25 protein-coding genes are annotated in these 23,860 nt (G+C 42.8%); 11 read left to right on the plus strand and 14 right to left on the minus strand.

All coding sequences use genetic code 11. The annotated features are described in order from the left end of the window. Positions 1–90 precede the first annotated feature (90 nt). Positions 91–429 (plus strand): hypothetical protein, encoded by a 339-nt coding sequence (locus QJS82_RS11340; RefSeq protein ID WP_281490555.1) that lies wholly within the window; start codon positions 91–93, stop codon positions 427–429. A 313-nt stretch (positions 430–742) separates the two neighbouring features. Beyond that, the gene (locus QJS82_RS11345; protein ID WP_281490556.1) at positions 743–1,114 is read left to right on the plus strand and encodes a hypothetical protein; all 372 of its coding nucleotides are present in this window, start codon (positions 743–745) and stop codon (positions 1,112–1,114) included. Between the two features lie 9 nt (positions 1,115–1,123). On the opposite strand, the gene QJS82_RS11350 is transcribed toward QJS82_RS11345, so the two are convergent. Both QJS82_RS11350 and QJS82_RS11355 read right to left on the minus strand, forming a co-directional pair. Beyond that, positions 1,124–1,435, minus strand: a complete 312-nt coding sequence (locus QJS82_RS11350; RefSeq protein ID WP_281490557.1) for a YqfO family protein — start codon at positions 1,433–1,435, stop codon at positions 1,124–1,126. A 52-nt stretch (positions 1,436–1,487) separates the two neighbouring features. Next, a complete protein-coding gene (locus QJS82_RS11355; protein ID WP_281490558.1) occupies positions 1,488–2,144 on the minus strand; it encodes a DNA-3-methyladenine glycosylase in 657 nt (218 codons plus the stop codon). 211 nt (positions 2,145–2,355) lie between these two features. Here QJS82_RS11355 and QJS82_RS11360 point away from each other — a divergent pair, with 211 nt between their 5' ends. After that, positions 2,356–2,826 carry a hypothetical protein gene (locus QJS82_RS11360; protein WP_281490559.1) on the plus strand — a complete coding sequence of 157 codons (471 nt, stop codon included), beginning with the start codon at positions 2,356–2,358 and terminating at the stop codon, positions 2,824–2,826. A gap of 105 nt (positions 2,827–2,931) precedes the next feature. Here the strand turns inward: QJS82_RS11360 and purC are convergent, their stop codons facing one another. The 4 genes from purC to QJS82_RS11380 all read right to left on the minus strand — a co-directional run bounded on the left by purC (position 2,932) and on the right by QJS82_RS11380 (position 7,214). After that, positions 2,932–3,645, minus strand: a complete 714-nt coding sequence (gene purC / locus QJS82_RS11365; RefSeq protein WP_201618963.1) for a phosphoribosylaminoimidazolesuccinocarboxamide synthase — start codon at positions 3,643–3,645, stop codon at positions 2,932–2,934. A 135-nt stretch (positions 3,646–3,780) separates the two neighbouring features. Then, positions 3,781–4,137 (minus strand): hypothetical protein, encoded by a 357-nt coding sequence (locus QJS82_RS11370; protein ID WP_438656098.1) that lies wholly within the window; start codon positions 4,135–4,137, stop codon positions 3,781–3,783. A gap of 123 nt (positions 4,138–4,260) precedes the next feature. Next, positions 4,261–5,166, minus strand: coding sequence for a 4-hydroxy-tetrahydrodipicolinate synthase (dapA, locus tag QJS82_RS11375; protein WP_201564411.1), 906 nt, complete (start codon positions 5,164–5,166; stop codon positions 4,261–4,263). Positions 5,167–5,759: 593 nt separating this feature from the next. Continuing rightward, positions 5,760–7,214, minus strand: a complete 1,455-nt coding sequence (locus tag QJS82_RS11380; protein ID WP_201564659.1) for a Do family serine endopeptidase — start codon at positions 7,212–7,214, stop codon at positions 5,760–5,762. Positions 7,215–8,113: 899 nt separating this feature from the next. Between QJS82_RS11380 and QJS82_RS11385 the strand changes: the two genes are divergently transcribed. Beyond that, the gene (locus tag QJS82_RS11385; protein WP_281490560.1) at positions 8,114–10,399 is read left to right on the plus strand and encodes a cation:proton antiporter domain-containing protein; all 2,286 of its coding nucleotides are present in this window, start codon (positions 8,114–8,116) and stop codon (positions 10,397–10,399) included. A gap of 128 nt (positions 10,400–10,527) precedes the next feature. Here QJS82_RS11385 and tmk read toward each other — a convergent pair whose 3' ends face one another. Next, positions 10,528–11,160: a dTMP kinase gene (gene tmk, locus QJS82_RS11390; protein WP_281491719.1), complete on the minus strand. Its 633-nt coding sequence runs from the start codon at positions 11,158–11,160 to the stop codon at positions 10,528–10,530. 217 nt (positions 11,161–11,377) lie between these two features. Beyond that, on the minus strand, positions 11,378–12,676 hold the full coding sequence (mltG, locus tag QJS82_RS11395) for an endolytic transglycosylase MltG (protein WP_281490561.1): 1,299 nt from the start codon (positions 12,674–12,676) through the stop codon (positions 11,378–11,380). Positions 12,677–12,876: 200 nt separating this feature from the next. Between mltG and QJS82_RS11400 the strand changes: the two genes are divergently transcribed. From QJS82_RS11400 to QJS82_RS11410, 3 genes are read left to right on the plus strand one after another with little or no spacing between them, the layout of a single operon-like run. After that, positions 12,877–13,317, plus strand: a complete 441-nt coding sequence (locus QJS82_RS11400; RefSeq protein WP_201629483.1) for a transposase family protein — start codon at positions 12,877–12,879, stop codon at positions 13,315–13,317. An 8-nt stretch (positions 13,318–13,325) separates the two neighbouring features. Next, complete coding sequence (locus QJS82_RS11405) at positions 13,326–13,709, plus strand: transposase family protein (protein WP_281490562.1); 384 nt, start codon at positions 13,326–13,328, stop codon at positions 13,707–13,709. Positions 13,710–13,764: 55 nt separating this feature from the next. After that, positions 13,765–14,529, plus strand: a complete 765-nt coding sequence (locus QJS82_RS11410; RefSeq protein ID WP_281490563.1) for a DpnI domain-containing protein — start codon at positions 13,765–13,767, stop codon at positions 14,527–14,529. On the opposite strand, the gene QJS82_RS11415 is transcribed toward QJS82_RS11410, so the two are convergent. Beyond that, entirely contained in the window at positions 14,521–15,087 is a 567-nt protein-coding gene (locus QJS82_RS11415; protein ID WP_281490564.1) for a hypothetical protein, read from the minus strand. The two genes, QJS82_RS11410 and QJS82_RS11415, sit on opposite strands and share 9 nt — an antisense overlap. A 173-nt stretch (positions 15,088–15,260) precedes the next feature. Between QJS82_RS11415 and QJS82_RS11420 the strand changes: the two genes are divergently transcribed. Beyond that, positions 15,261–15,461 (plus strand): DpnD/PcfM family protein, encoded by a 201-nt coding sequence (locus QJS82_RS11420; RefSeq protein ID WP_281490565.1) that lies wholly within the window; start codon positions 15,261–15,263, stop codon positions 15,459–15,461. Here QJS82_RS11420 and QJS82_RS11425 read toward each other — a convergent pair. Together QJS82_RS11425 and QJS82_RS11430 are read right to left on the minus strand one after the other, a co-directional pair. Next, positions 15,458–16,462 (minus strand): aminotransferase class IV, encoded by a 1,005-nt coding sequence (locus tag QJS82_RS11425; RefSeq protein ID WP_281490566.1) that lies wholly within the window; start codon positions 16,460–16,462, stop codon positions 15,458–15,460. The genes QJS82_RS11420 and QJS82_RS11425 overlap by 4 nt on opposite strands. 15 nt (positions 16,463–16,477) lie before the next feature. After that, positions 16,478–17,149, minus strand: coding sequence for a hypothetical protein (locus QJS82_RS11430; RefSeq protein ID WP_281490567.1), 672 nt, complete (start codon positions 17,147–17,149; stop codon positions 16,478–16,480). 532 nt (positions 17,150–17,681) lie between these two features. Here QJS82_RS11430 and aroE point away from each other — a divergent pair. Next, positions 17,682–18,542 carry a shikimate dehydrogenase gene (aroE, locus tag QJS82_RS11435; protein ID WP_281490568.1) on the plus strand — a complete coding sequence of 287 codons (861 nt, stop codon included), beginning with the start codon at positions 17,682–17,684 and terminating at the stop codon, positions 18,540–18,542. Between the two features lie 120 nt (positions 18,543–18,662). Here aroE and QJS82_RS11440 read toward each other — a convergent pair whose 3' ends face one another. Further along, a complete protein-coding gene (locus QJS82_RS11440) occupies positions 18,663–19,790 on the minus strand; it encodes an FUSC family protein (RefSeq protein WP_281490569.1) in 1,128 nt (375 codons plus the stop codon). A 417-nt stretch (positions 19,791–20,207) separates the two neighbouring features. Between QJS82_RS11440 and QJS82_RS11445 the strand changes: the two genes are divergently transcribed. After that, on the plus strand, positions 20,208–22,028 hold the full coding sequence (locus QJS82_RS11445; protein WP_281490570.1) for an acyl-CoA dehydrogenase C-terminal domain-containing protein: 1,821 nt from the start codon (positions 20,208–20,210) through the stop codon (positions 22,026–22,028). Between the two features lie 298 nt (positions 22,029–22,326). After that, entirely contained in the window at positions 22,327–22,806 is a 480-nt protein-coding gene (locus QJS82_RS11450; protein WP_281490571.1) for a hypothetical protein, read from the plus strand. Positions 22,807–22,882: 76 nt separating this feature from the next. Here QJS82_RS11450 and QJS82_RS11455 read toward each other — a convergent pair whose 3' ends face one another. Both QJS82_RS11455 and ybaK read right to left on the minus strand, forming a co-directional pair. Beyond that, the gene (locus QJS82_RS11455) at positions 22,883–23,257 is read right to left on the minus strand and encodes a 5-carboxymethyl-2-hydroxymuconate Delta-isomerase (RefSeq protein WP_281490572.1); all 375 of its coding nucleotides are present in this window, start codon (positions 23,255–23,257) and stop codon (positions 22,883–22,885) included. 39 nt (positions 23,258–23,296) lie between these two features. Beyond that, the gene (gene ybaK / locus QJS82_RS11460) at positions 23,297–23,785 is read right to left on the minus strand and encodes a Cys-tRNA(Pro) deacylase (protein ID WP_281490573.1); all 489 of its coding nucleotides are present in this window, start codon (positions 23,783–23,785) and stop codon (positions 23,297–23,299) included. Positions 23,786–23,860: the final 75 nt, after the last annotated feature.

Below are 23,860 nucleotides of genomic sequence, written 5' to 3' on the forward strand. Positions count from 1 at the left end.
AGTGCAACATTAAGATCAGTAATTAAATACCAGTAATCGCCACATTACTGATAAGTAATAGGAATTAATAAGATAATAGGAATATTTATTATGAAGATATTAAGCTTCTCAACTTTAAAAACCGCTTTTTCTGCTGGTATTGTGCTTGCTTTATTGGGCACTACCGTTGGTTGTACCGTCACGCCAAGACATGATGGTCAAAGAGTTTATTACCCAAACGGTCCGTATCAGGGTAACGGCAAGTATAACAATAATGGTCGTTATAATAATGGCGGCCATAAAGTCAATCATGCTCACCACGATAGCAAAAAAGGCAAACATAAGAATAAAAACGGTCATCACAAAAATAAAAACGGTAAGCATAAAAAAGATAATAGCCGCTACAACAATAATGGTCGCTATAATAATAACCATTATCGCTACAAGTAACTTAACCTCTCAACAACTTATAGAAATAGCGCATAGCGCCTAATGGCTAGGCGTTTGGGTTTTTGGGTCTGTGCTCTCGTTATTTGACGACGTTTGACAAAATTTAGCTATTTTAGATGAGTACGATTCCATTAAGAACACGCCTTGTACGTACAGATAAGATTTTGGCATCGTTGATGACTTGATGCCCTTGGTCAAATAAGCCAGCCCTTGGTTTAGTTGACCATTTTTTTATTGTGTCGTTTTTAGCATAGAACCTTGCTTATATAGACGAGTTACCAATACCTTTAATAGCATAGCATGAGAGAATATTATGAAAAAATATACGTTATTAAAAACCACGGCGGCGAGCAGTATGATTGCCGCGTTACTGTCCATAACGACTGGCTGCGTCACCGCGCCCGGCTACAATGCTTATGGTGACCTTTATGAAGACATTTACAAAGATACTAAAATCTATAAGAAACACAAGAAAACCATCAAGTCTATTGATAAAGAACTTTATCAGCCTGCTATCGAGCAGCGCGCGGCCAATCAGGTTAGCAATATGGGTTATCGGGTCAAAGACGTCAGATATAAAAAAGGCGACAGTAAAATAAAAGTAAAAGCTCGCCGCGGCAGTAAAGACTATAAAATCGAGCTTGGCTATCCGAGCTATAACGTGATTAAAATCAAAAAAGATTGACAACAGGTGTTAAAAGTCTAACACCTCAATCACATCATAAGCAGGCGTCTCATAAGGATGCTCCTGCTTTAATGCCTCGATAACTGCTTTAATACGAGCAGTAGCAACGACCATCTCTACTCGCCACTCATCAACGGTTTCAAGTTTATCTTGCGCCCCAATATTTGGCTGACTGCCTGCCAGTGGCATAAACTGTCCGCTCCCCTGCACTTGCCAGCAGCATTGTTCATAATTGCCAATCTTGCCAGCACCCGCTGCAAACAAGGCAGACTTTACTGGTTCTAACGCCGAATCTGGAATAAAAACGGTTAATTTATACATAGATTACTTCCTTTGAGCCTATTTAGAAAAATTACTATCAGCTATAAACTTACTATTTTTTAGACAATGAAGGATGGTCAGTCCAGATATAGCGCAATAACCAATCTTTTGCCTCGCCTGCATAATCAATCCCAATCCGTGGACGCAGTGATATTGGCGGCTGACAGCCATCGTCTTCAATCCAAACCCCTGATGCCGGCGTAATAATTTTGCCATATAATTCACGGTCGATTCGCAAATGTTTGGTCAACTTGCCGGGACCGGCCAATTGTTTCATTTCTTTTAGAGGACTTAATGGCTTATCTGCACTCAGTAATTGCTCGTCAAACAAGCGCTCACTATCCTCTGTGAAAAAGCCTGCCCGTATCAACACCGCTTCTGGTGACTCTGCCGGCCCACTTACTAAATTAAGCATATGATGGATACCATAAGTCAGATAAACGTAAAACACGCCGCCTTGGCTATACATAATCTCAGTACGCACAGTACGAGTACCGGCGTGCGCATGACAGGCGGCATCACCCTCTCCAATGTAGGCTTCAGTTTCTGAGATACGCATACGCAGGATTTTTTGCTTGCCTTCACTATCGGTTAGCTGTCGACATAAAACCTTACCAATCAAGTCAGCCGCGACCACGCAGGTTGGACGACTAAACCATGCAGGTTCTAAAATTATGGATTGAATATCGGATTGCTTAGGTGCTAGCATCTATGATGACCTTTTGATTTATAACGGTATTTTTATATTAACGATATAAATTTAGCATAAAAACTTACCGAAAGACGTTAAGCAATAAACGCTATTACCTATTGCAACTGATGCTATACAGACAGTTAACTCATTCTAATAGTAATCTTGACTCTCGCTATTTAAGATTAAAACATCCAATACTAAAATACATAATCAAAAGGATATAACAATGAGTAACTCTAATGCGAGTGATAATAAGCACAATAATAAGCAGCAGAATAATGATGAAAAGGACACTGATCAGAACGCAGCGATGAAAAATAACGATGCTGCTAATGACTCTAAAGACAACAACGCTAATAAAGACGCTAATAGCAAAAACGATAAACAGAACAATCAGTCAGACAGCAAAGACAGCAAAGACAGCAAAGACAGCAAAGATGATAAAACGTCAGATAAGAATGGTAATAAGGACGATAAATCATCAGACAAAAACAGCAGTAAAGATAAAGACGCTTCTGATAAGGAAGGTAAAGACAGTAAGAACAATGACTCTAAATCTAAAGACGATAAAGAATCCTCTTTAAAAGACACTGCGACAACTAAAGCTAAAGAGGTAGTCGGCTCATTAGCTGATAAAGCCGCAGATGCGATGGGGCTGGCAGCGAAAAAAATCAAAGAAGTGCGTAAAGACAAATAATATAGCTGCCTTTAACATAACCGTTTTTAAAATGATTATTCCCATAAAAAAACTGAGCGCATGGCTCAGTTTTTTATTACTTAAATATTGAAGGGTTGCATATATTTAGCTTAATGGCACGCCAATACGTTTTGCCACTTCTTCATAACCTTCAATCACGTCACCCAACGACTGGCGGAAACGGTCTTTATCGAGTTTTTTCTTGGTAGCTTTGTCCCAGATACGGCAACCATCAGGCGAGAACTCATCACCTAAGACGATACGGTCATGGAATACGCCAAATTCAAGTTTAAAATCTACCAGTATTAAATCACCAGCATCAAACAAAGTTTTTAATACTTCATTTACTTGATGGCTCAGCTCTTTCATTTTCGCCAATTGTGCCTCATTAGCCCAATCAAGAGAGATAGAGATTGACTCATTGACCATCGGATCACCAAGCGCATCATCTTTATAGAACAGCTCATAAGTAGGCGGCGTCAAAGCTTGACCTTCTTCTAAACCTAGACGACGCACTAAACTGCCAGCGGCAAAATTACGTACCACACATTCAACTGGAATCATCTCTAAGCGCTTAACCAGCACTTCATCATCTGATAATTGCTTTTCAAAATGGGTTTCAATACCAGCATCAGCCAGCTTTTGCATGATAAAGGCGTTAAAGCGGTTGTTCACCACGCCTTTACGGGCGAGCTGCTCGATACGCTTGCCATCAAGCGCTGAGGTATCGTCACGGAAATGTAAAATCAGCAGATCGTTGTCTTCTGTTTCATAAACAGATTTGGCTTTGCCTTTATACAGCAGTTCTTGCTTTTGCATGAGGGGAGTTCCTGTTCGTTCAAGCTTATGTGGTAAAAACGCGCAGCGACCGCTAAGCGCTTTATATTAAGGTGTTAAGAAAAAATGCTTAACCATAATAAAAAAGCAGCGGTACAGATAGGGATAAAAAAGGGTTTATTCTGAAACTTGGGTAACGGCAACAGCACGCTGAGGTTTCGGCAATTGATACTGCTTACCTGACTCGTTTTGCAACTTTAGCGTATTTGTGCCCGCACTAGGGGTTGGGTATAACGGCACAAATGGGGCGGTTTCTTGCTCAGCAGGTAGCTGTAGCGGCGCCAGTTTTTTGCTTTGCTGATACTCAAGACTACCGTTATCACGCTTGCCAAACACTTCTTTTGTCGCTTGGCAACCGCTCAATACCAACGTACTACCCAAAACTACCGTTAGCAGCGCCGGGAATATCTTTGCAGGGGTTGCAGGGGTTGCAGGGGTTGCAGGGGTTGCAGGGGTTGATGATACTGTCATCATATTATCTCTCTGAGTTAGCCGTTATTGCTTATTTGGTGCGTATTTGGATAATGCGCTTATAGTTAAAATACTTAATAGACTCTTGCTAAGCTATAAGCGACATTTTATTGAATTGCCAAAAATCTAGAGTAAGTTGGCACGAATCAAGGCTTCATCAATCGTTGCATGGTGCTTTTCAGCCAGCCATACCAATGGTAGACGAATACCTGTGTCTATCATGCCCATTTTATGTAGAGCATATTTGGCAGGGATAGGACTTGACTCGATAAATAGGTCGCGGTGTAAGTGTTTTACCACGTCATGGACTTTATGAGCGGCATCAAAATCACCGCGTAAACCCGCACTAAAGGTTTCGCTCATGGCTTTTGGGGCAACGTTGGCGGTCACTGAAATATTGCCTTTACCACCCAGTTTCATCAGCTCAAGGGCAGTACCATCATCACCAGATAGCACCACCATTCTGTCACCGACCGCTTTGATTAATTGCTCGCCGCGAATCGTAGAACCTGTGGCGTCTTTAATAGCGACGATATTATCAATATCAGCAAGGCGTTCAACCGTTTCTTGAGCAATATCAACAACGGTACGACCCGGTACGTTATAAAGCATCTGCGGTATTTTTACCGCTTCAGCGATGGCTTTATAATGCTGAAACAAGCCTTCTTGTGGCGGCTTATTATAATAAGGAGCAACCAATAGCGCACAGTCCGCACCCGCATCCGCCGCATCTTGAGTCAGCTTAATGGCTTCAGTGGTGTTATTGGCACCAGTACCTGCAATCACCGGCACGCGACCTTTGACATGCTGCACAAAATAGCGAATCACATCGCTGTGCTCTTGCATCGACAAAGTCGCTGATTCACCAGTGGTACCGACAGCAACAAGGCAATGCGTGCCCTGCTCAATCTGCCAATCTATGAGGTCTGCCAGACGTTTATAATCGACCGTGCCGTCAGGATGCATGGGCGTTACCAAGGCTACCATTGAGCCTTGTAGTCGGGTTTTGATATCGTCGTATGCTGTGCTCATAACCGTGCCTTACTGTATTATCCTAGCTTTTATTAAAGCTATCACATGATAAGTCGTGTGCAAGTGCCCTGATAAAGATAATCGTCATAAACACAAATGCATAATGATTTATGTTATTGAAAATAACGTTAAAGGTCATACCTTGCTTGATGGTGATATTCATGATTTATAATAACGTCATGAACGCTATTTTTATCTGCTGCCAATCTGATTGATGCTTAGCCATAAAAACGCCTGTTAGTGTAGCATATTTTGGCTCTATCGCTATCAATCAATTAACCCCTAAGCTCTTTATAAAGCAAAAAATCGCCTGTCCATTGAGAGACTAAGTGCTACTTTATTATGCCAATTTTGCAGCAAACATCGAGGGAAATTCAATGTAAGCTTGGCATTATTTGACCTTTAAGCCTAGCCTGAAAACTAAACAGTTAGTGTAGCGTAATTACGGATTACCGCTAAAACCTTTTCCGGTATTTTAACGAATCGTCAACACATCGATGGTCGGGCGATACAAGCAAGCCAATTATCGCCTTATTATTTATCTTAATCATCATCTATGATTCTAATAGCTCAGCTTCTCTACTCTGTATTTTTCACTCAATCCGCAAACCGATAATACCCGGAATACCTTGACGCATCATCTCAAGCGTCACTACCCCTTTTTTGGGTAATAATGAAACGGCGCTAGAAAAATCGTTGACCGTTTTAATAGGTTTTTGATGCAAGTTAGTGATAACGTCGCCGGCCAATATGCCCGAGCGTGCTGCCAATCCTGTCGGCTCAATGGCGGTGACCAATACACCCGTCTTATTATCAGACGCCAGCTCTCTTTGCTCCTCCGGTGTTAAGTTGCGCAGCGCCAATCCTAAGCTTATGCCGTTAGTTTGCTGAGCAGAACTTTGTGATTGGATATCGTTTGAGGCGTTACTGAGCTTGCCTGTTACGATAGATTGCTTACCATCGCGCTGAATCTGGACGCGAAATGTGTCATTAGGTCGGGCTCGATTAATCAAGTTTAATAAGTCTGATGCTTCCACAATTTGAATATCATTATATTTTAAAATAATGTCGCCTGATTTTAGCCCAGCCTTTTGCGCTGGCGAATCTGGTGACACACGCGTCAATAACGCCCCTTGTGGACGCGCCAAGTTATAGGCTTCAGCTAAATTACGGTCAATATCTTGGGGATAAATGCCCAAATAAGCGCGTGCGACCTCACCATTATTTTTTAGCTGCTCATAAATATCCATCGCCGCATCAATCGGGATGGAAAATGACAGCCCCATATAACCGCCTGTACCGCTAAAAATACGCGAGTTTATGCCAATCACTTCGCCGCGCTGATTAAATAATGGACCACCTGAGTTACCAGGGTTCAAGGCAACGTCAGTTTGGATAAAGGGTACACTGGTCTCACGCGAAAAATTACGGGACTTGGCACTAACAATACCCGCCGACGCCGAATAATCAAAACCAAAAGGCGAGCCAATTGCCAATACCGGCTCCCCTACTTTTAAAGCATTGGAATCCCCGATTGGCAACGAAGGGAACTGACGACCCGTGACCTTTAATACTGCCACATCAGAGCGCTCATCACTGCCTACTAAAGTCGCGTCAAGCTCGGTTCGGTCATTAAGCGTGACGCTGATTTTGTCCGCGCCCGCCACCACATGATGGTTGGTCAGCATATAACCATCAGCGGTGACAAAAAATGCCGTGCCATAAGCATGCTCAATCGCTGGCGTCGCTGCTTGATCAGGAATACGCAAACGATCGCCAAAGAATTTACGCAATAGCTCAGCGGTTTGCGCTTTAGCAAGCTCAGCCTCACTAACGGTTTTGGTCACATTTACGCGCGCCACCGCTGGGGTAACTTGCTGAACCAAACCCGAAAAATCTGCGGTGGTAACGGCCGCTTCAGCGTTCGGTACGGTAGCTATATTGATACCCGCAACCATGGTAGTGGCTACGGCAAGTGCCAACGTGCTCTGTTGTAACCAACGCGTCAAATTGCGCGTATTCGGTACTTTAGACATATTGATAGGCATATTTTTAGGCATGTTACCCTCCATATAATGGGTCTTATAGTCGTTATAAACTAATTGTTATAAACGGTTTAAATAGGACCGTTATTAAGCATAATGTTGGCGTATCTCATCAAGGTATCGTACTAATCTATTTATTCTAATAACTATGGCTTAGCTTGCTTATTCACTAAAATCTAAAGAAATGGTCTTTATATTTTTAGATTAAAAATTTAATAAATGCTTTTATCGCAGGCTTTTATCATCAGCTTTTAGTAATGCAAGCTTGCAAAGTAGACTGTTTGTTAGTTTACAGTCCATTTTAGACTTATGGTATAAAACTTTCTCTTTTCTCTCATAAGGATGGTCAATGTCATTACCTACTTCTGTTTTAAAGTGACTCCACTATATGCTAGCAATGCTAAAAAATAACGCAAGTATGCCTTATTTATAACAGGCGCTTAGTAGCTGCTTTGATAAAGCTTTATGGGCAGATAGTAAAGCCGCTCAGAGCGCTCAGAAAAAGAGCCTCGAAATACATAAAATAAAGCCATGTTATGATAACAAGCCAAATAATTTATATGGCAAACAAAAGTTAATTTTTGTAGGTCATTAGGTCATCAGATTGGCTATCATCAGCTTATTTTTCATCTTTTGCTTTTCTAGTTTATGCTTACTAATCTGGGAAATCTTTTGTCTTTACTGCGATATCGTATATATATCATATCTCACTTTGTTTTGAGCAATGCTATGGCTCATGCCGCAATTGACGTTATTGATTAACGTTACTGATTGATGCTTTGATTTATATGCGACAGCTCATGAAGGCGAATTTTGCCACAGCTTATGACAGCAGCGTCTATAGCCTGTGGCACGCCTCTTAATAGATATAAAATATGACAAGATTATAAAAGGATTAATTTATGGATACCGCCCTATTGTTATCCGGCGTGGTTGGGCTTGGCATCGCCGCCCAATGGTTGGCTTGGTATTTAAAGCAACCGTCCATTTTGTTTTTATTACTGATTGGTATTATTGTTGGCCCGATATTGGGCGCTTTTGACCCTGACTTGGTGCTCGGCGAGCTGATGTTCCCTCTTATCTCGTTGGGCGTGGCGATTATTTTATTTGAAGGCTCGCTGACTTTAGAGTTTGATGAGATTAAACAACACGGCTCTGTGGTACAGATGCTGGTGTCGGTCGGCGTGCTTATTACCATTGCGATTGTGGCGCTATCGACTTACCTGTTGTTTGATGTCGACCCTTTGATTGCTTTGCTTTTCGGTGCCTTGGTCTGTGTGACTGGCCCTACGGTCATTATGCCGTTACTGCGCAGCGTGCGCCCCAATAAAACCATTTCTAACATTTTGAAATGGGAAGGTATTATCATCGACCCTATCGGCGCGATTGCGGTGGTATTGGTCTATGAATATATCATCTCAGGCGGTGAAGCCAGTAGTATCTTGCTGTTTGCTAAAATTGTGGTATTGGCAGTAGCGATGGGCTTAGCGGGCGCGTGGGCATTGGCATTTTTAATGCGTCGCCATATGATTCCTGAGTTTTTACGCAATGTCTTTACCCTTGCCTTTGTGCTGCTACTATTTTCTATCTCCAACCACTTAGAACACGAGTCTGGCTTATTAACGGTCACCGTACTAGGGGTGGCGCTGGCTAACTGGCCAAAATTCCCACGTGAAACGATTTTAGAGTTTAATGAATCGCTGACCATTTTATTGGTATCGGTATTATTTATCATTCTTGCTGCCCGCGTTGAGCTTGAAAGTTTGCTAAGCGTTGGCTTTGCTGGACTGGTGCTACTCGCCATTGTAATGTTTGTCGCGCGTCCCTTATCAGTATGGGCGTCGTCTATTGGCTCCAATCTAAAAACCAATGAAAAGCTGATGATTAGTTGGATTGGCCCACGCGGTATTGTTGCCGCTGCTATTTCGTCCTTATTTGCTATTCGCTTGCAAGAGTACGATATCCAAGGCGTTGAGCTGCTTGTACCCTTAGTCTTCCTCGTCATTATTGGCACAGTAATGATTCAGGGCTTAGGCGCCAAAATGGTTGGTAATTTCTTGGGCGTACGTGAGCCTGAAACCAACGGTATCTTGGTCGTTGGCTCCAACCCTATCGCTTTATTGGTGGCAACGTCTTTAAAAGACCAAGGTTTTGATGTCATCGTCGCGCACAATAACTACACCAATATTGCCCGCGCGCGCATGAGCGGTCTGCGCACCTACTTTGGCAACCCCATCTCTGACCATGCCGATCATCACTTAGACCTTATCGGTATCGGGCGCCTGTTTGCCATGAGTATGGATAAAGAGATGAATACCTTGTCCGAGATTCATTATCGTCATGAGTTCGGCGAGCGCAAACTTTATCGCCTTAAATTCAGTGATGAGAAAGTCAAAAGTGAGCGCGATGATAAGCAAGGCAACTTTCATTCGCAGTGGTTATTTGGCAAAGACGTCACTTATACCAAGCTTGCCAGTATGCTGTCGAAAAAAGCGCGTATTAAAATCACCAATATCACGGACAGCTATAGCTTTGAGCAATATAAAGCTGATAATAAGCAATTTGTGCCGCTTTATACCGTCGATAAAGAAGGTAAGCTACACGTGATTACCGATAATTTTGATGGCACCGTACCACGTGATCGTAAGCTGATTTCATTGGTCGTTGACGATGAAGTACAGCCAAAACCGGTCGATGTGACGCCGAAACAAGAACAAGCACGCGCAGCGGCAGATGCCAGCTTTGAGTCCAGCTCAAAAGCGCCTGAAAAGCGTCAAGTGATAGAGGGAATAGACGATAGTAATAAAATCATTGCGCCAAAACCTATAGTAGAGGCAGAGTCTACAAAAGGCACTGATATACCAGTTGAGCAAGACAATCTATCTAGTACTGCGACTAAAACGTTAGAGATTCAGTCGGAAAAAGTAAACGCTCAAGCGATAGAGTCTAAAGAGAAATCTACTAGCGCTGTTAATGCTCATAACGTTATTAATAAAGAGGTGATGTCGGATAATTCGACGGCAACTTCGAAAACTAAAACCTCTAGCAATACCAATGGTAATGGCAGCGCACCGAAAACCAAAAAAGGCGCGCTTGACCCCAATCGTTTACCCGACTCCAGTGGTGATAACCTTGATAACCTTGATAACCTTGATAACATTGATAGCATTGATATAAATAAAGACTAGCGCAGTTTTTAAAAATTTTCCCATAAACTATAAAAGCCCCAACTCAGCAGTTGGGGCTTTTTGCTTAATTGCTGTAGGCTAACAATAATAATGCTAAATAGTATTAATCTGTTCGCTTTAAAACAACATCAAACTAATGCAAATTTTTCCTGAACGGTTTGCCAGATACGTTCACTGACTTCTGCAGCGCTACCTGACGCATCAATACGGTGGATACGCTCAGGTTGCTCGCTGGCAAGGACACTAAAACCTTGATGCACTCTAGTAAAAAACTCCGTCGCTTGCTGCTCAAAACGGTCAGCAGCGCTACGTTTATTGGCGCGCGCCATCCCTTCTAATACTGGCAAATCCAACCACAAAGTCAGCTCGGGTAACTGTACGACAAACTGACGGATAAGCATATCAATTTTAGCGCGTACAGCACTATCACCATGAGCACGCCCAAAACCTTGATAGGCAACGGTCGAATCGGTAAAGCGGTCACATATCACCCAAGTACCGCGTTGCAGCGCTGGTAAAATCACTTGCTGCAAATGGTCACAGCGCGCGGCAAACATGAGTAGCAGCTCAGTATCATCGTTAATTGTGGTATCAGGGTCTAGCAAAATAGCACGTAATTGCTCAGCAAACGGACTACCGCCCGGCTCGCGGGTACGCAGATAGTCGATGCCCTTTACTTGTAGCCGATTGCAAAGTTGCTCGATAGCGGTGGTCTTGCCAACGCCTTCAGTACCTTCAAAGCTAATAAAGCGCCCTTGAATGGACGCTGTATTAGTAGACGCTGTATTAATAGGATGGCTAGGCGCTTTTACTTGCGATGATTTTTCTTCTGGTAATGCTGACATGATATGACCTTATGTCATTGATGAGCGTTATGCCGTTATATAAATAGTTATATAAATAGCTATATAACGACATAACGACATAACGACATAACGCTCAGTACACGATAGATTTTTGGAAATATAGAGGATTAAATTACGGCGGCGGCGTTTGTGCTTTCTTTTGACGCATGACGCTTAGATAGTCTCTGACCGCTTGGTTATGCTCATTTAAGCTATTGGTAAATTTGTGCCCGCCGTTACCGGTCGCCACAAAATATAACGCTTCGCTATCGGCAGGATGCAAGGTTGCTTCAATAGAGGCCGCAGATGGCAGCGCAATTGGCGTAGGCGGTAAACCATCGATTTGATAGGTATTATAAGCCGTCTTTTCATCGATGTCTTTACGGCGAATATTGCCTTCATAACGGCTGCCCATACCATAGATAATGGTCGGATCGGTCTGCAAGCGCATACTTTTATTCAAACGATTATTAAATACCGCCGATACCAAAGGACGCTCTTCTGCCACACTGGTTTCTTTTTCGATAATCGACGCCATCACTAGCGCTTCGTATGGACTGGTATAAGGTAAGTTAGGGGCACGATTCTCCCACGCCTTGGTCAATGCTTGCTGCTGGCGCTTATACAAATCGGTCAGTACCTGCTTATCCGTGCTCCCTTCACCATAATAATAAGTATCAGGGGCAAACCAGCCTTCAAGATTGTGATTGACGATAGGGTCATTACTATTGACCACAGAATCTGGCAAGATTCCAACCAAATCCAAGGCCTGCGCAATACCGGCATTGTCTCTATCATTACCACTCTCATCAATCAGCACTTCTTTTTTGATGCCTTTATTATCACGTAGCGCCTGATATAAATCTTTTGAGGTTTTGCCTTCGATAATTTGCACTTTTACCATCGCCGCCTTCACCCCTTGCCCAAGCACGTGCAGCGTTTCAGCAAAGGTCGGGTTTTCTGGTAATTGGTAAATACCAGCATGCAGCGGACCATCGACTTGTGATTTGATATACAGCTTAGCCACGCTGGCAGAAAACAGCGGTATCTGCTGTTGCCACTGCGGCAGTAGCCCATAATACGTCTGACCCGCCTCAATCGTCACCATCTGCTGCGGCTGCTCAATACGTCCAAACAGCGTCTGATAAACCATCACCAAAAAAAACGCTGCAATCAGCCCAAGCACCAGTAATACCTGATAGCCGCGCTGCATAAAAAACGACGGATTATCGGCTTTATAGTGGCGCGGTTTATTATCACCGCTAATGAGCGAGATATCCGTCGCCGGTATTTCCTCTGCGGCAACGTCGTCAACGACGGGTTTTTTGTCCAACGGCGTAGTATCGACAGGCTGATCAGCTGTGCCGTCATGGTCGTTTATTGGTGGCTCATCAGGACGTTCAGGCGGTATTTCAGGGGTAGGCTTGCTCATGGCAACTCGCGAGGCAGAAGTTTGCTAGAATTTAGCACTGAACTGGGTGATTTTCAATGGTATTTGCTTAGCTTATCGATTAACTTACTATTTGGCTTGAGAGCGATGGCTTAATATTCATCCTCTTTTATTATTAGACCTCTTGCAAAAGTAGCAGAGGATTTTACAATAACTAATACATTCGCAACTGGCTAAGAACCATGCCAAACATAGATAAGCTACTCGAACAAAATAACGCAGGCTTCAAGCGCTATACAGGTATTCATAAAGCGACCTTTTATGAAATGCTTGAGGCCATGCAGCAGCATGAAACCCAAAAGACCAAATCAGGGAGACCAAGCGTGCTTAGTCTGGAGGCGCAAATATTACTGGCCCTTACTTATTGGCGTGAATACCGGACGCTGTACCACATCAGTATGGACTTTGGTATTCATGAGTCTTCTGCTAGCCGTATTATTCGTAAAGTAGAATATGTTCTTATCAATTCAGGTAAGTTTGAATTGCCCAAAAAGCTGCCTAGTAGAGTTGATGATGATATTAATTGGTCAGTCGTCATTGTCGATGCGACTGAAACCCCAATTGAGCGTCCAAAAAAAACCAAAGAGACTACTATAGCGGCAAGAAGAAACAACACACCTTAAAAGCGCAAGTGATCGTCCACTGGAAAACAGGCTTAATATTAGATGTTCAAACGTCCAAAGGCTCTATTCACGATTTTAAGCTGTATAAAGATACTTGTCCTGACTGGCTTCCTTGTGACACTAAACTATTAGCCGATAGTGGTTATCAAGGTATAGCAAAGCTACATAAGCAAACCTTCACGCCATTTAAGAAACCTCGTGGTGGTCAGTTATTAGAGCTCTGCAAACAAGCCAATCAGTATCTCGCTAAGTTTCGCATTATGGTTGAACACAAAATAGGCTTAATCAAACGGTTCAAAATCGTGGCTCATAAATATCGTAACCGTCGTCAGCGCTACGATCTTAGAATGAAGCTATTCGCCAGTATTGTTAATTTCGAGCTTAACCTATGACTTTTGCAAGAGGTCTATTATTTCCCCGCTTGCCCATTGGTCACGAAAACTTATTATGAATCTAAATTTCAATCAAAGTCTTGCCAAAAACTATCAGTCACCAAGCCAAATCATTAGAGTGCTCAGAGAAGATTGGGTCGCTAAGCAAAGTTATTGCCCTAATTGTAATGCCGAACCATTGGCTGAATTTACGAACGGCAAGCCTGTTGCTGACTTTTATTGCGGACATTGCAGTGAGGAATATGAGCTAAAAAGTAAAAAGGCAAAATTAAGTCAGATTATTAATGATGGCGCTTATGACACCATGATTGAACGTATCAACAGCGACAACAATCCAAACTTTTTCTTTTTAACGTATTCTCAAGCATTGAGCGTGAATAACTTTTTAATCATTCCCAAACAGTTCTTTAAGCCGGATATGATTATAAAACGCAAGCCTTTATCCCTCACTGCCAAACGCGCCGGCTGGGTTGGCTGTAATATTGATTTGCGTAAAGTGCCTGAATCAGGAAAAGTATTTTTGGTCAAAGACCAGCAAGTCATACCACGCGATGATGTCACCGAGCAATTTCAAAAAACTTTGTTTCTGCGTCAGCAATCACACCAGACACGTGGTTGGACGTTGGATGTTTGGCAGTGTATCGATAAACTGGATGCTAATTTCTCTCTCAATCAGGTTTATGCGTTTGCTGACTTATTAAAACTCAAACATCCTGAAAACAACCATATTAAAGATAAAATCCGTCAGCAATTACAAGTATTACGCGATAAAGGCATTATTGAATTTACCGGTCGTGGTCAGTATCGCAAATTATATTAAACGCTTTTCGTTATAGCGCTCAGCTCTCGGTTGCCCTTTCTTATCGCGATAGACATCAGCTATCAACTCATCCCTATCGTCCCATAATGGTAAACGTGTCGTTGCAACTAAACGGTCATGAAACTTATGCGGTGGATACTCCCAATCAATTTCATCATTTATTTTAAAAAAGTGCTCTTCTCGATAATCTATATAAGCGTGCATTCTATTTTTAACATAGTTATTCCAATGCCATACTAGCTGCAATGATGTGCGAGCAGGCTTAGTAAACTGCTTCAAATTGACCGTTAGCGCACGCCTTACTGGTTCATCGTTAGGAAAGACTTTAATACGTTGCTCGATAACTTCTTCTTGTGTTTCTGCATACTCAAACACACCGCCAAAGGCAATAAATCTCTTAAAGTCTTTTAAATACATAACGCCGAGCGATAATTGGGTATAAGGCGATAAATGAATAATTTCATCAGGTTGTTCTTTTTCTAATTTGCAAATTTCATCAAAAACCATCAAGCGACGAATTTGTATTGGAATTCTGCTTTCTTCATAAACTGGATGCATCGATATTCCTCCTTTTAAAAGGCGCTATTGAACTTTTATGATTGAGAAAATATCATTGATCGATTTACCTGAGCGCACAAGTCTTTGTCACAAAAGACGATCACTTCTTTTTAAGCGCCTTTGCTAAGGGATATAAATGCTTAAGAAATTTCGATAAGCATGTATTGAGAGTAATGATGATAAAAAGCGATAAGAAAGTGGAAAAAGTCTTTCAGATAGAGATTGTCGAGATGCTAAGTAACCTCGTGGAAATTAGCGCAGAGAACGAGCAAGAAGCACTATTAAAAGCGCAAGAACTGTATCGCAATGAAGATATTGTTTTATATCCTGATGACTTAATTGATACCAAATTTAATATTTTTAAATACGATTAAATCGCTTCAAAACCCACCATTTCATCCGATAATAACCTCAGACTGGTCATTGGCATAATACCGCGCAATGCATTGCAAAAGAATAGCTGGCTTAAATGGGGCAAATCTTCATCTTGTAACGACCTGATGATAACGGGGTTATTGCTAGTCGATAGCCCATCAATAATGACTTGCCGCATCACCCCAGCGACGCCCGATTGCGCCATTGATGGCGTATACCATTGACCTTGGGTTAAATAGTTTGCTTTATCTTTATCAGTGTTGCTTTTATTAGCATTGTCTTTATTAGCATTAACGGTAGCGTCTATCTTTGATGATGGTGATTCTAGCAAGCGTGAATCGGAGAGCTGATAGAACACATTGCTCATCGTTCCCTCAATCCAGTGTCCGCTCATATTGCGTAGCAGACCTTCACCGATGCTTGATTTAATATTGTCTTCCAATGCTTTGGCTTTGATAGCGTGCAGCTCACCACTTGCCAGCACATTATCCAGACGATTTAAGCTTTTTAATCCAGCTAGCGGTGGCGGTAGACAAGCAATTTGAGAAGACAAGCAAATGGCAGTGGCGATAGGTTGTAATGGAAGTAGTTTCCCATCAGGCAGAGACAGCGATTGCGCAGTGGCAATACTCATTGGCGAGGATTTCAGCCAAACCTCACAAGCACTGCCTGAAGTATTTGTTATATAACCATAACCACGAACCTCTTGGGCAGCACGCGTCACGATCAGTTTTAGCATACCTTGCTGTAATTGCTTGGCATGCATTTTTAATATTGTTAATAATGCGTCGCTGTCCAGCTGCAGTTGTAATGCGGTCGCATGAGAGATAAGGCGCTGCTGATGGTAGTCCAACCACAATATCTGTCCATCAATGACGCCCATAGTGGTAAAAAAACCATCGCCATATGCCAGCCCGCGATTGTCTAATGACATAGCGAGCTTTGCAGCATTTGCCGTAGCATTTGGCGGCTGTAAGCATATCCATTTATTGGGCGACATCAAGGCTAGTCCCGCTTATTTATCAGCGGTTTGAGCAGCGGATTTATTAATCACTAGCATACAGCTATAAAACTCGCATTTTGCCAACTCTACTTTTTGACCGCCAATGACTTTATTTTTAACGATTTGACCGTTGAGCATATCAGCGACCAGCTTACCGCCTTCATCACCCATCAATTGGCGCGCCAGCTGATAAGACTTTTTGGCATGGTTTTTACTAAGCTTTTTTTCATTATCGGAGTCTGTCGGATTGGCAAAATACCAGCCAAGCTCGAGATATTTCTCAGAATCAATTAGGTCTAGATACGGCGCATCGGCCTTCATAAAGCGATATTTGGACGCCGGATTACTGGCATAATCTAAGCTATTTTCATCAGTGCTAACCACTTTGCCAAATGCTGATTTTATCTCGCTCAGCTCATCGACGTTGAGGGTTTTTACTTTACCCGTGCCCCATGAGGCGACATCGTATTTTACTGGCGTACCTTGTTGGGCGGTTGCGCCATCTAAGTCAGCGTGCGCGGTGGTGTTCTCTTCTTTAGTCGTCTCAGCGACGGTCTGCTCGCTCTTCTCGGCGCTGGCGTCTTCAGTTATGACGCTCTCTTTGTTGCTATCACAGGCGCTCAAAGACACGCCAACTGCCATTATCGTACTGACCATAAGGGTCTGTAGGCTATTATTCCACATGGGCAATTTACTCACATTTTTATAAAGGTCTGAAAATGGTATTAACGAGCGGACAGCGATGCCGCTGATAATGAACAATGTTTGTTAAGATTGTATCGTGATACGTTTTATTATTAACCTGTTGATATGCGCTTTTTTAGCAACTGGGTTTTTATCATATTCTTATATTTTCTTATCTTGCTTTTACACTTCTACAATTCATTGATTTGTTTACAATGGCTTTTTTATCATGACTTGTTCATAAGAACTAGGGCAGCCTAAAATCTTCATGCTCCCTAGTTTACCCAACTGCTTAACACTTGACCACCCTTTACGTTACGGATAGCACTCCCACAGAGTACAGATTTGTTAAAGACCTCACGAGGTAAAAACACCCTTTATCTCACGATTTATTGGTGCAGCACACGTTTGTGAAAGATAGCGTTATCCCTTATGATAAATGGGTTATCTATTTTTTATAACTTATCGCCTGTTAATTTTGTCACTATTTCGCCTCTTCACTGTTTTGCCTCTTATAGCCAGCGGACCTTTTATGACCCAGCATTTTATCGTTATCGGCAATCCGATTGCCCACAGTAAATCCCCTGAAATCCATACGCAATTTGCAGCGCAGGCAGGTATCGAGATTAGCTATCAACGTCAGTATTGTCCTGATGATGCGGCCAGTTTTACGGCCGTAATTGAGGCTTTTTTTCAAGGTGGCGGTGTCGGTGCCAATGTGACTGTACCATTTAAACAAGTTGCTTATGATTGCTGCGTAGCGCGTGGCGGCTTGTCTGAGCACGCCAAGGTCGCTGGCGCAGTCAATACCTTGCTGCTGAATAAAGCACTGTTAAAAACTGGCACGCCGATAGCCGAGGCCATATATGGCGATAATACTGATGGCCAAGGTTTGGTTAACCACATCAAAAGCTTGGGCTGGCCACTAAAGGGCGCGCGCGTAGCACTTATCGGCGCAGGCGGTGCGGCGCGCGGGGTTATACTGCCATTGATTGAAGCCGGTATCAGCAACCTCACCCTTGCCAATCGCACATTGAGCAAGGCGACAAACTTGGTCAATGAGCTTAGCGCAGCAAGTGAGACCATTGCTCAGCAGCAGATTAAAACCTGTAGCACCGATGGGTTAAGCGGCACGTTTGATATCATCATCAATGCCACCTCGATTGGTTTATCTGGCGATACGCTGCCGCTTAGCGATAAGCTCAGCGGCCATTATGCTTACGATATGATGTATGGACGCGCGTTGCCGTTTTTGCAGCATTTTGCCGAGCGCGGCGCACAAATATCAGACGGTTATGGCATGCTTATCGGACAAGCGGCGTTAAGTTTTGAGCGTTGGACGGGACAGGCGATTGATGTGGTAAAAGTCACTGAAATTTTACAAGCTCATTAATTGACAGTCTCAATAGCATGGAAATTAACAAAAGCATTAAAGTGACGATTAAAAAAGCCGTATGCATCTGGCGCATACGGCTTTTTAATTGTCTATGTTGTCATTTAAAAAAGCATTCCTTTATCCAAAACGCGCCAGTAACCAATTTTCCATCCGACGCATTGGCACCCGTAAATTGGTTGAATGTATCACTACTCCGCCACTTAAACCGACCAAGCAACCAATAATAGTATCAAACAAACGCGCCAAAATGACTTCTTGATAGGCTTGTTCAGTAAAGGGTAAACCGCTGCCGTATTCAGCGATAAATATCGTTAGCGGCGTGATAAATATCACCGCTAAACCATAATGACGGTCGACCAAGGTTTCGATACAGAGCATCAAGCCCAATATCGCCAGCGCCACGCCCCATATCGGCAAACCCCATGAGAGCATCCAACCCGCCAGCCCCACGCCTAATAAGGTGCCAAGCAAACGATGTATCTGCTTAATCCACATGGTACGCAAATGGATACCTTGGATAATCAAAAAGCAGCTGACCGCCGCCCAATACGGATTTGATAAATTTAAAGTCAACGCGATAACTAGTGCTAAACTGACAAAACCGGCGACAATCACACTTTCCGTGATGGTATCGGGCTCATAGCTATAAGTAGGTGTCGGCGTTGATGGGCGCGTCGCCAATAAAAACAGCGAATATAACAGCGACATCACTAAAGCAAAACCACTACCAAGCATCACCAGTCCCGTGGCGGGCATGATGTCTTCTAAAGGCAGCGGTATAAATAGCGCAATCGCCCCCGCCATCATCACGAACAAGCCTGCGGGCGGCGGCTGGCGATAATAACGCCCAAAAATAACAATACCAAAAGCCATCAAGGTAAATATCGGCAATTTTAATATTGGAATCTGCTGTGCTATCAAGCCGAGGGCAAAACACAGCGACATGGCAAAGCCCCACGCCATCACCGTCACCAAGCGATACGGCAGCTTACCAACTAGCGGGGTATTTAAAATAACCATCGCTCCCAAAGACGCTTTGATACCAGATGGTAAGGCGTCAAAGTAAGCACCCACAAATACCGGGAAGCTAATAGCAATCGCCGCGATAATTGGCATATGCCAAGGTCGCTTACTACAATTGACCGTCAGCAAGTGATTAAGCTCACCGTCGATGAGACTTTTTAGGCGAGCAAATAATGCTGTTAGCCAAAATGCTGGCGTTACCTTGCGCTTTGATGCGCTCATAATTGGCTTTCCTTTATTCATCATTCATCATATTCTTAAATATTTTTGCTACTATCATCTATCTTTAAACCCCATTATACGAGTTATAGACAGTTCAAAATAAAAAGGCTCATTCAAAACAATATTCTACATTTATAACCAAATGTTTTGTTTTTATTATTTAATAATGAATATTAGTTATTGGTTGTATATTTGTCGCTATAGAAGATTTATACTGACATCAATGCCACAACAGCTGATTTTTATCAAGGACGCCTTAACGGTTCTCTAAATGGATAAGCTGTTCTTAATAAAACTGCATGACAATCTATAATCTTGTCAACCTTTACCCCAAATAATTGAACAACCGTTTACATAAGCCGTGGCTCACATATTGAGCTGACCGTCTATGATAACGAATAACCAAAGAGAGCGACTATGTTAACTTACAAAGCACCTTTGCGTGATATCAAGTTTTTGATAAATGATGTTTTTGACTTCCAAACGCATTATAAAGATTTGGACAATGGCGAAAACGCTGACCCTGAAACGGTCGATATGATTTTGCAGGGCTTTGCTGACTTTGCTGAAAATGTCTTAGCCCCTTTGTACCAGCCAGCTGATGCAGAAGGTTGTCATTTTGAAAATGGTGTTGTTACTACCCCTAAAGGCTTTAAAGAAGCGTACGATCAGTTCGTTGAAGGCGGCTGGCAAGGTATCTCATACCCTGAGAAATTCGGTGGTATGAACCTACCTATGTCAATCAACCTCATTAAGTCTGAAATGATGGGTACGGCGAACTGGCCTTGGGCGATGTATCCTGGTCTATCAACGGGTTGTATCAATACTTTACTACAGTATGGTACGGACGAGCAAAAAGCGACTTACTTACCTAAATTGGTCGAAGGCACTTGGGCCGGTACCATGTGTTTGACTGAGCCACAGTGTGGTACCGATTTGGGACAAGTTAAATCAAAAGCCATCCCGCAAGATGACGGTACTTATAAAATTAGCGGTACTAAGATTTTCATCTCAAGCGGTGAGCATGACTTAACCGATAACATCGTCCATATCGTTTTAGCCCGTCTACCAAATGCGCCAGAAGGCACGCGCGGTATCTCATTATTTATCGTACCAAAATTCTTGCCAACTGCTGAAGGCGAATCAGGCGAGCGTAACGGTGTAGCTTGTGGTTCTATTGAACACAAAATGGGTATCAACTCATCATCAACCTGTGTTTTAAACTTTGATGACGCGGTTGGTTACTTAATCGGTGAGCCAAACAAAGGCCTAAAAGCCATGTTCACCTTTATGAATACCGCCCGTATCGGTACTGGTATCCAAGGGTTGGCGCACACTGAGCTGTCTTTCCAAAACGCCCTACCATACGCGAAAGACCGTCGCTCTATGCGTACCTTATCAGGTACCAAAGACCCTGAAAAAGTTGCTGATGCGATCATTCATCATGCTGACGTTCGTCGTATGCTATTGACCCAAAAAGCCTTTGCTGAAGGTGGTCGCTCGATGATTTATCACTCAGCACGCTATGCCGATAAAATGTCGCAAGGCGTTGCCAACGGTGATGATGCTGAGTTTGAAAAATGGGATGATAAACTAGGCTTCTATACGCCTATCATAAAAGGCTTCTTAACTGAGCTTGGTATTGAAGCGGCAAAACACGGTCAGCAAATCTACGGTGGTCACGGCTATATCAAAGAATGGGGCATGGAGCTTATCGCTCGTGATGCTCGTATCGCCACTATGTACGAAGGCACCACTGGCGTTCAAGCGCTTGATTTATTAGGTCGTAAGGTTATCTTGCAGTCTAAAGGTAAAATCATCCGTGATTACACCTCAAGCATCATGAAATGGTGTGGCGAGTACGCGCTTGATAAAGACATGCGTAAATTCGTTTGGGCACTGACCAAACTATGTGCTGAATGGAATACTTTGACGGTACGCTTGATGCTGATGGCACGTAAAGACCGTGAAATCATCTCAGCGGCTTCAGACGATTTCTTGATGTACTCAGGCTATGTAATGATGGGTTATCACTGGGCGCGTATGGCGGCTGTCGCTTATGACAAGCTTAAAAATGGCGGCACTGAGTCTCCAGAATTCTATAAAGCCAAAATCCAAACCGCTGAATTCTATTTCGATAAACTGTTGCCACGTACTTCAGGTCACGCTGAAGCCATGGTTGCACCAAGCGATAGCATGACAGCGATGAAGATTGAGAACTTTGCTTTCTTAGATTAAAATTATGACTAAGATTGCAAACGCATTAATTGACTGATTAATTGGTTAATAATTAATAAGAAAAGCGCCTATTATTTAGGCGCTTTTTTATGCTTAACTAAAAGTTAGAAAATACTAAAACTGGAAATATTAAAGCTAAAAATACAGTCAATACATTAATATCTTCGTGCTGTCGGGATAATTTTTTCTTGCTTGCTGTTCGCAAGCGTGACAGAGGCTACACAAAACTTATCCCACCAGCATTTTGCTTCGGTTTTACATCGAATAGACTACAGCGAATAAACTTAATTAGGAGACGATGATGTTTGCCATTAACAACAATACTATTTTATTAAGCGCACGAGTGATAAAAACGCTGTTGCTTAGTGCCACATTGATAGGCGTTAGTGCAAATAGTGCGCTGGCTAAAAGTAGCGACCGCCCTATTCATTTTGCGAAAGGTGCTATCAGTAGTACGGTGACTGGTAAATTAAAGCCCAATGAAAACGAACGCTGGTATCGCTTTGATGCCAGCAGTGGGCAATATGCCATTATTAATATTGCGCCACTTGCGGGCACGCCTGAGACGGCCAATGTCGGGGTATTGCATATGCCAAACGGTACGCAAGATGGCACCAAAGGCGGTATCATTTATCAAGGCTGCTTACCCGCAACCGGAAAATATCGCTTACGTATCGCCCGTAATCTAATGGCCACTCAAGGTAAAACGGCAGGTTATAAGGTTGAGGTAATGATATTACCTAAATATGCCAGTGAATCCTTATGCAAGTCTTTATAAGTTTATCAAAATACTAAAGATATACTAGCGACGGAAAAGCGCGTAATAAATACTCGTAAACAGTCATAAGCAGCCATTAGTCATCAAGCATTTTCTTATGATAAATCGCGCTGATTTCTTCCACCTCAACACAGATTTGTATGCCTACGCGCCCTGATTGCTCGTCATCTAACGCTTCTTCTATAGCAGCCGTTAATAACTCAGCGAGCTGATGGCGTATGACCTCGTCACGGCCGCTCATTATTTTTAGATGCGCATAAACAAAACCATTAACTCGCTCATCGTCTGCAATACCAACCAAAAACGTCTCAATCGGTACGATACGCGTTTTGATATCAGCTGGCTTAGCAAAATGCCCACTGTCCCATAATGCTTGATTTAATGCTTTAAGAAATGACGCTTCATGAGCAATCGTGACATTTGGCGTTACTTGAATAATTAAATGCGGCATAGTTAAAATCCTTAAAAAAGTAGCAAAACTTGTTAAACACTAATCATCGGCAATATCTGCAAAGCGCGCCGCAAGGGTGTTTGCCAATTGCTCAGGCGGCAATTCAATCTCCAAACCTCGGCGGCCGCCACTGACATAGATAGTGCTTTGCTCTTGCGCAGAAGCATCGATGACCGTTGATAGGCGCTTTTTTTGCCCTAAAGGGCTGACGCCGCCGAGCACATAACCAGTAGTTCGTTCGACTTGCTTGGGGTCGGCCATTTGCACTTTTTTGCAGGGCAGCATTTTATTAGCAGATAGCGCCTTGGCCATTTTTTTGAAATTTAAGGTTTTATCCACGGGTAAAATAGCCACTGCCAGCACGCCAGTATCGGTTGTGACCACCAAGGTTTTAAACACACGCTCGGCAGCAATGGCCAGTTTTTCAGCGGCTTCCAAACCAAAAGATGCAGCATTACTGTCGTGAGTATATTCGTGTAATTTATAATCAAGGTTACGTTGTTTGGCAAGTTTGATAGCAGGCGTCATAATATTTTAGCTTCGATAAAGAAAGGGTAGAGAGTAAATTTTAAAAAGATTTAAACAACAATGTACGATTTAATT

The sequence above is a fragment of the Psychrobacter maritimus genome (assembly GCF_029953575.1).
In the GTDB taxonomy this organism is placed as follows: Bacteria; Pseudomonadota; Gammaproteobacteria; order Pseudomonadales; family Moraxellaceae; genus Psychrobacter; species Psychrobacter maritimus.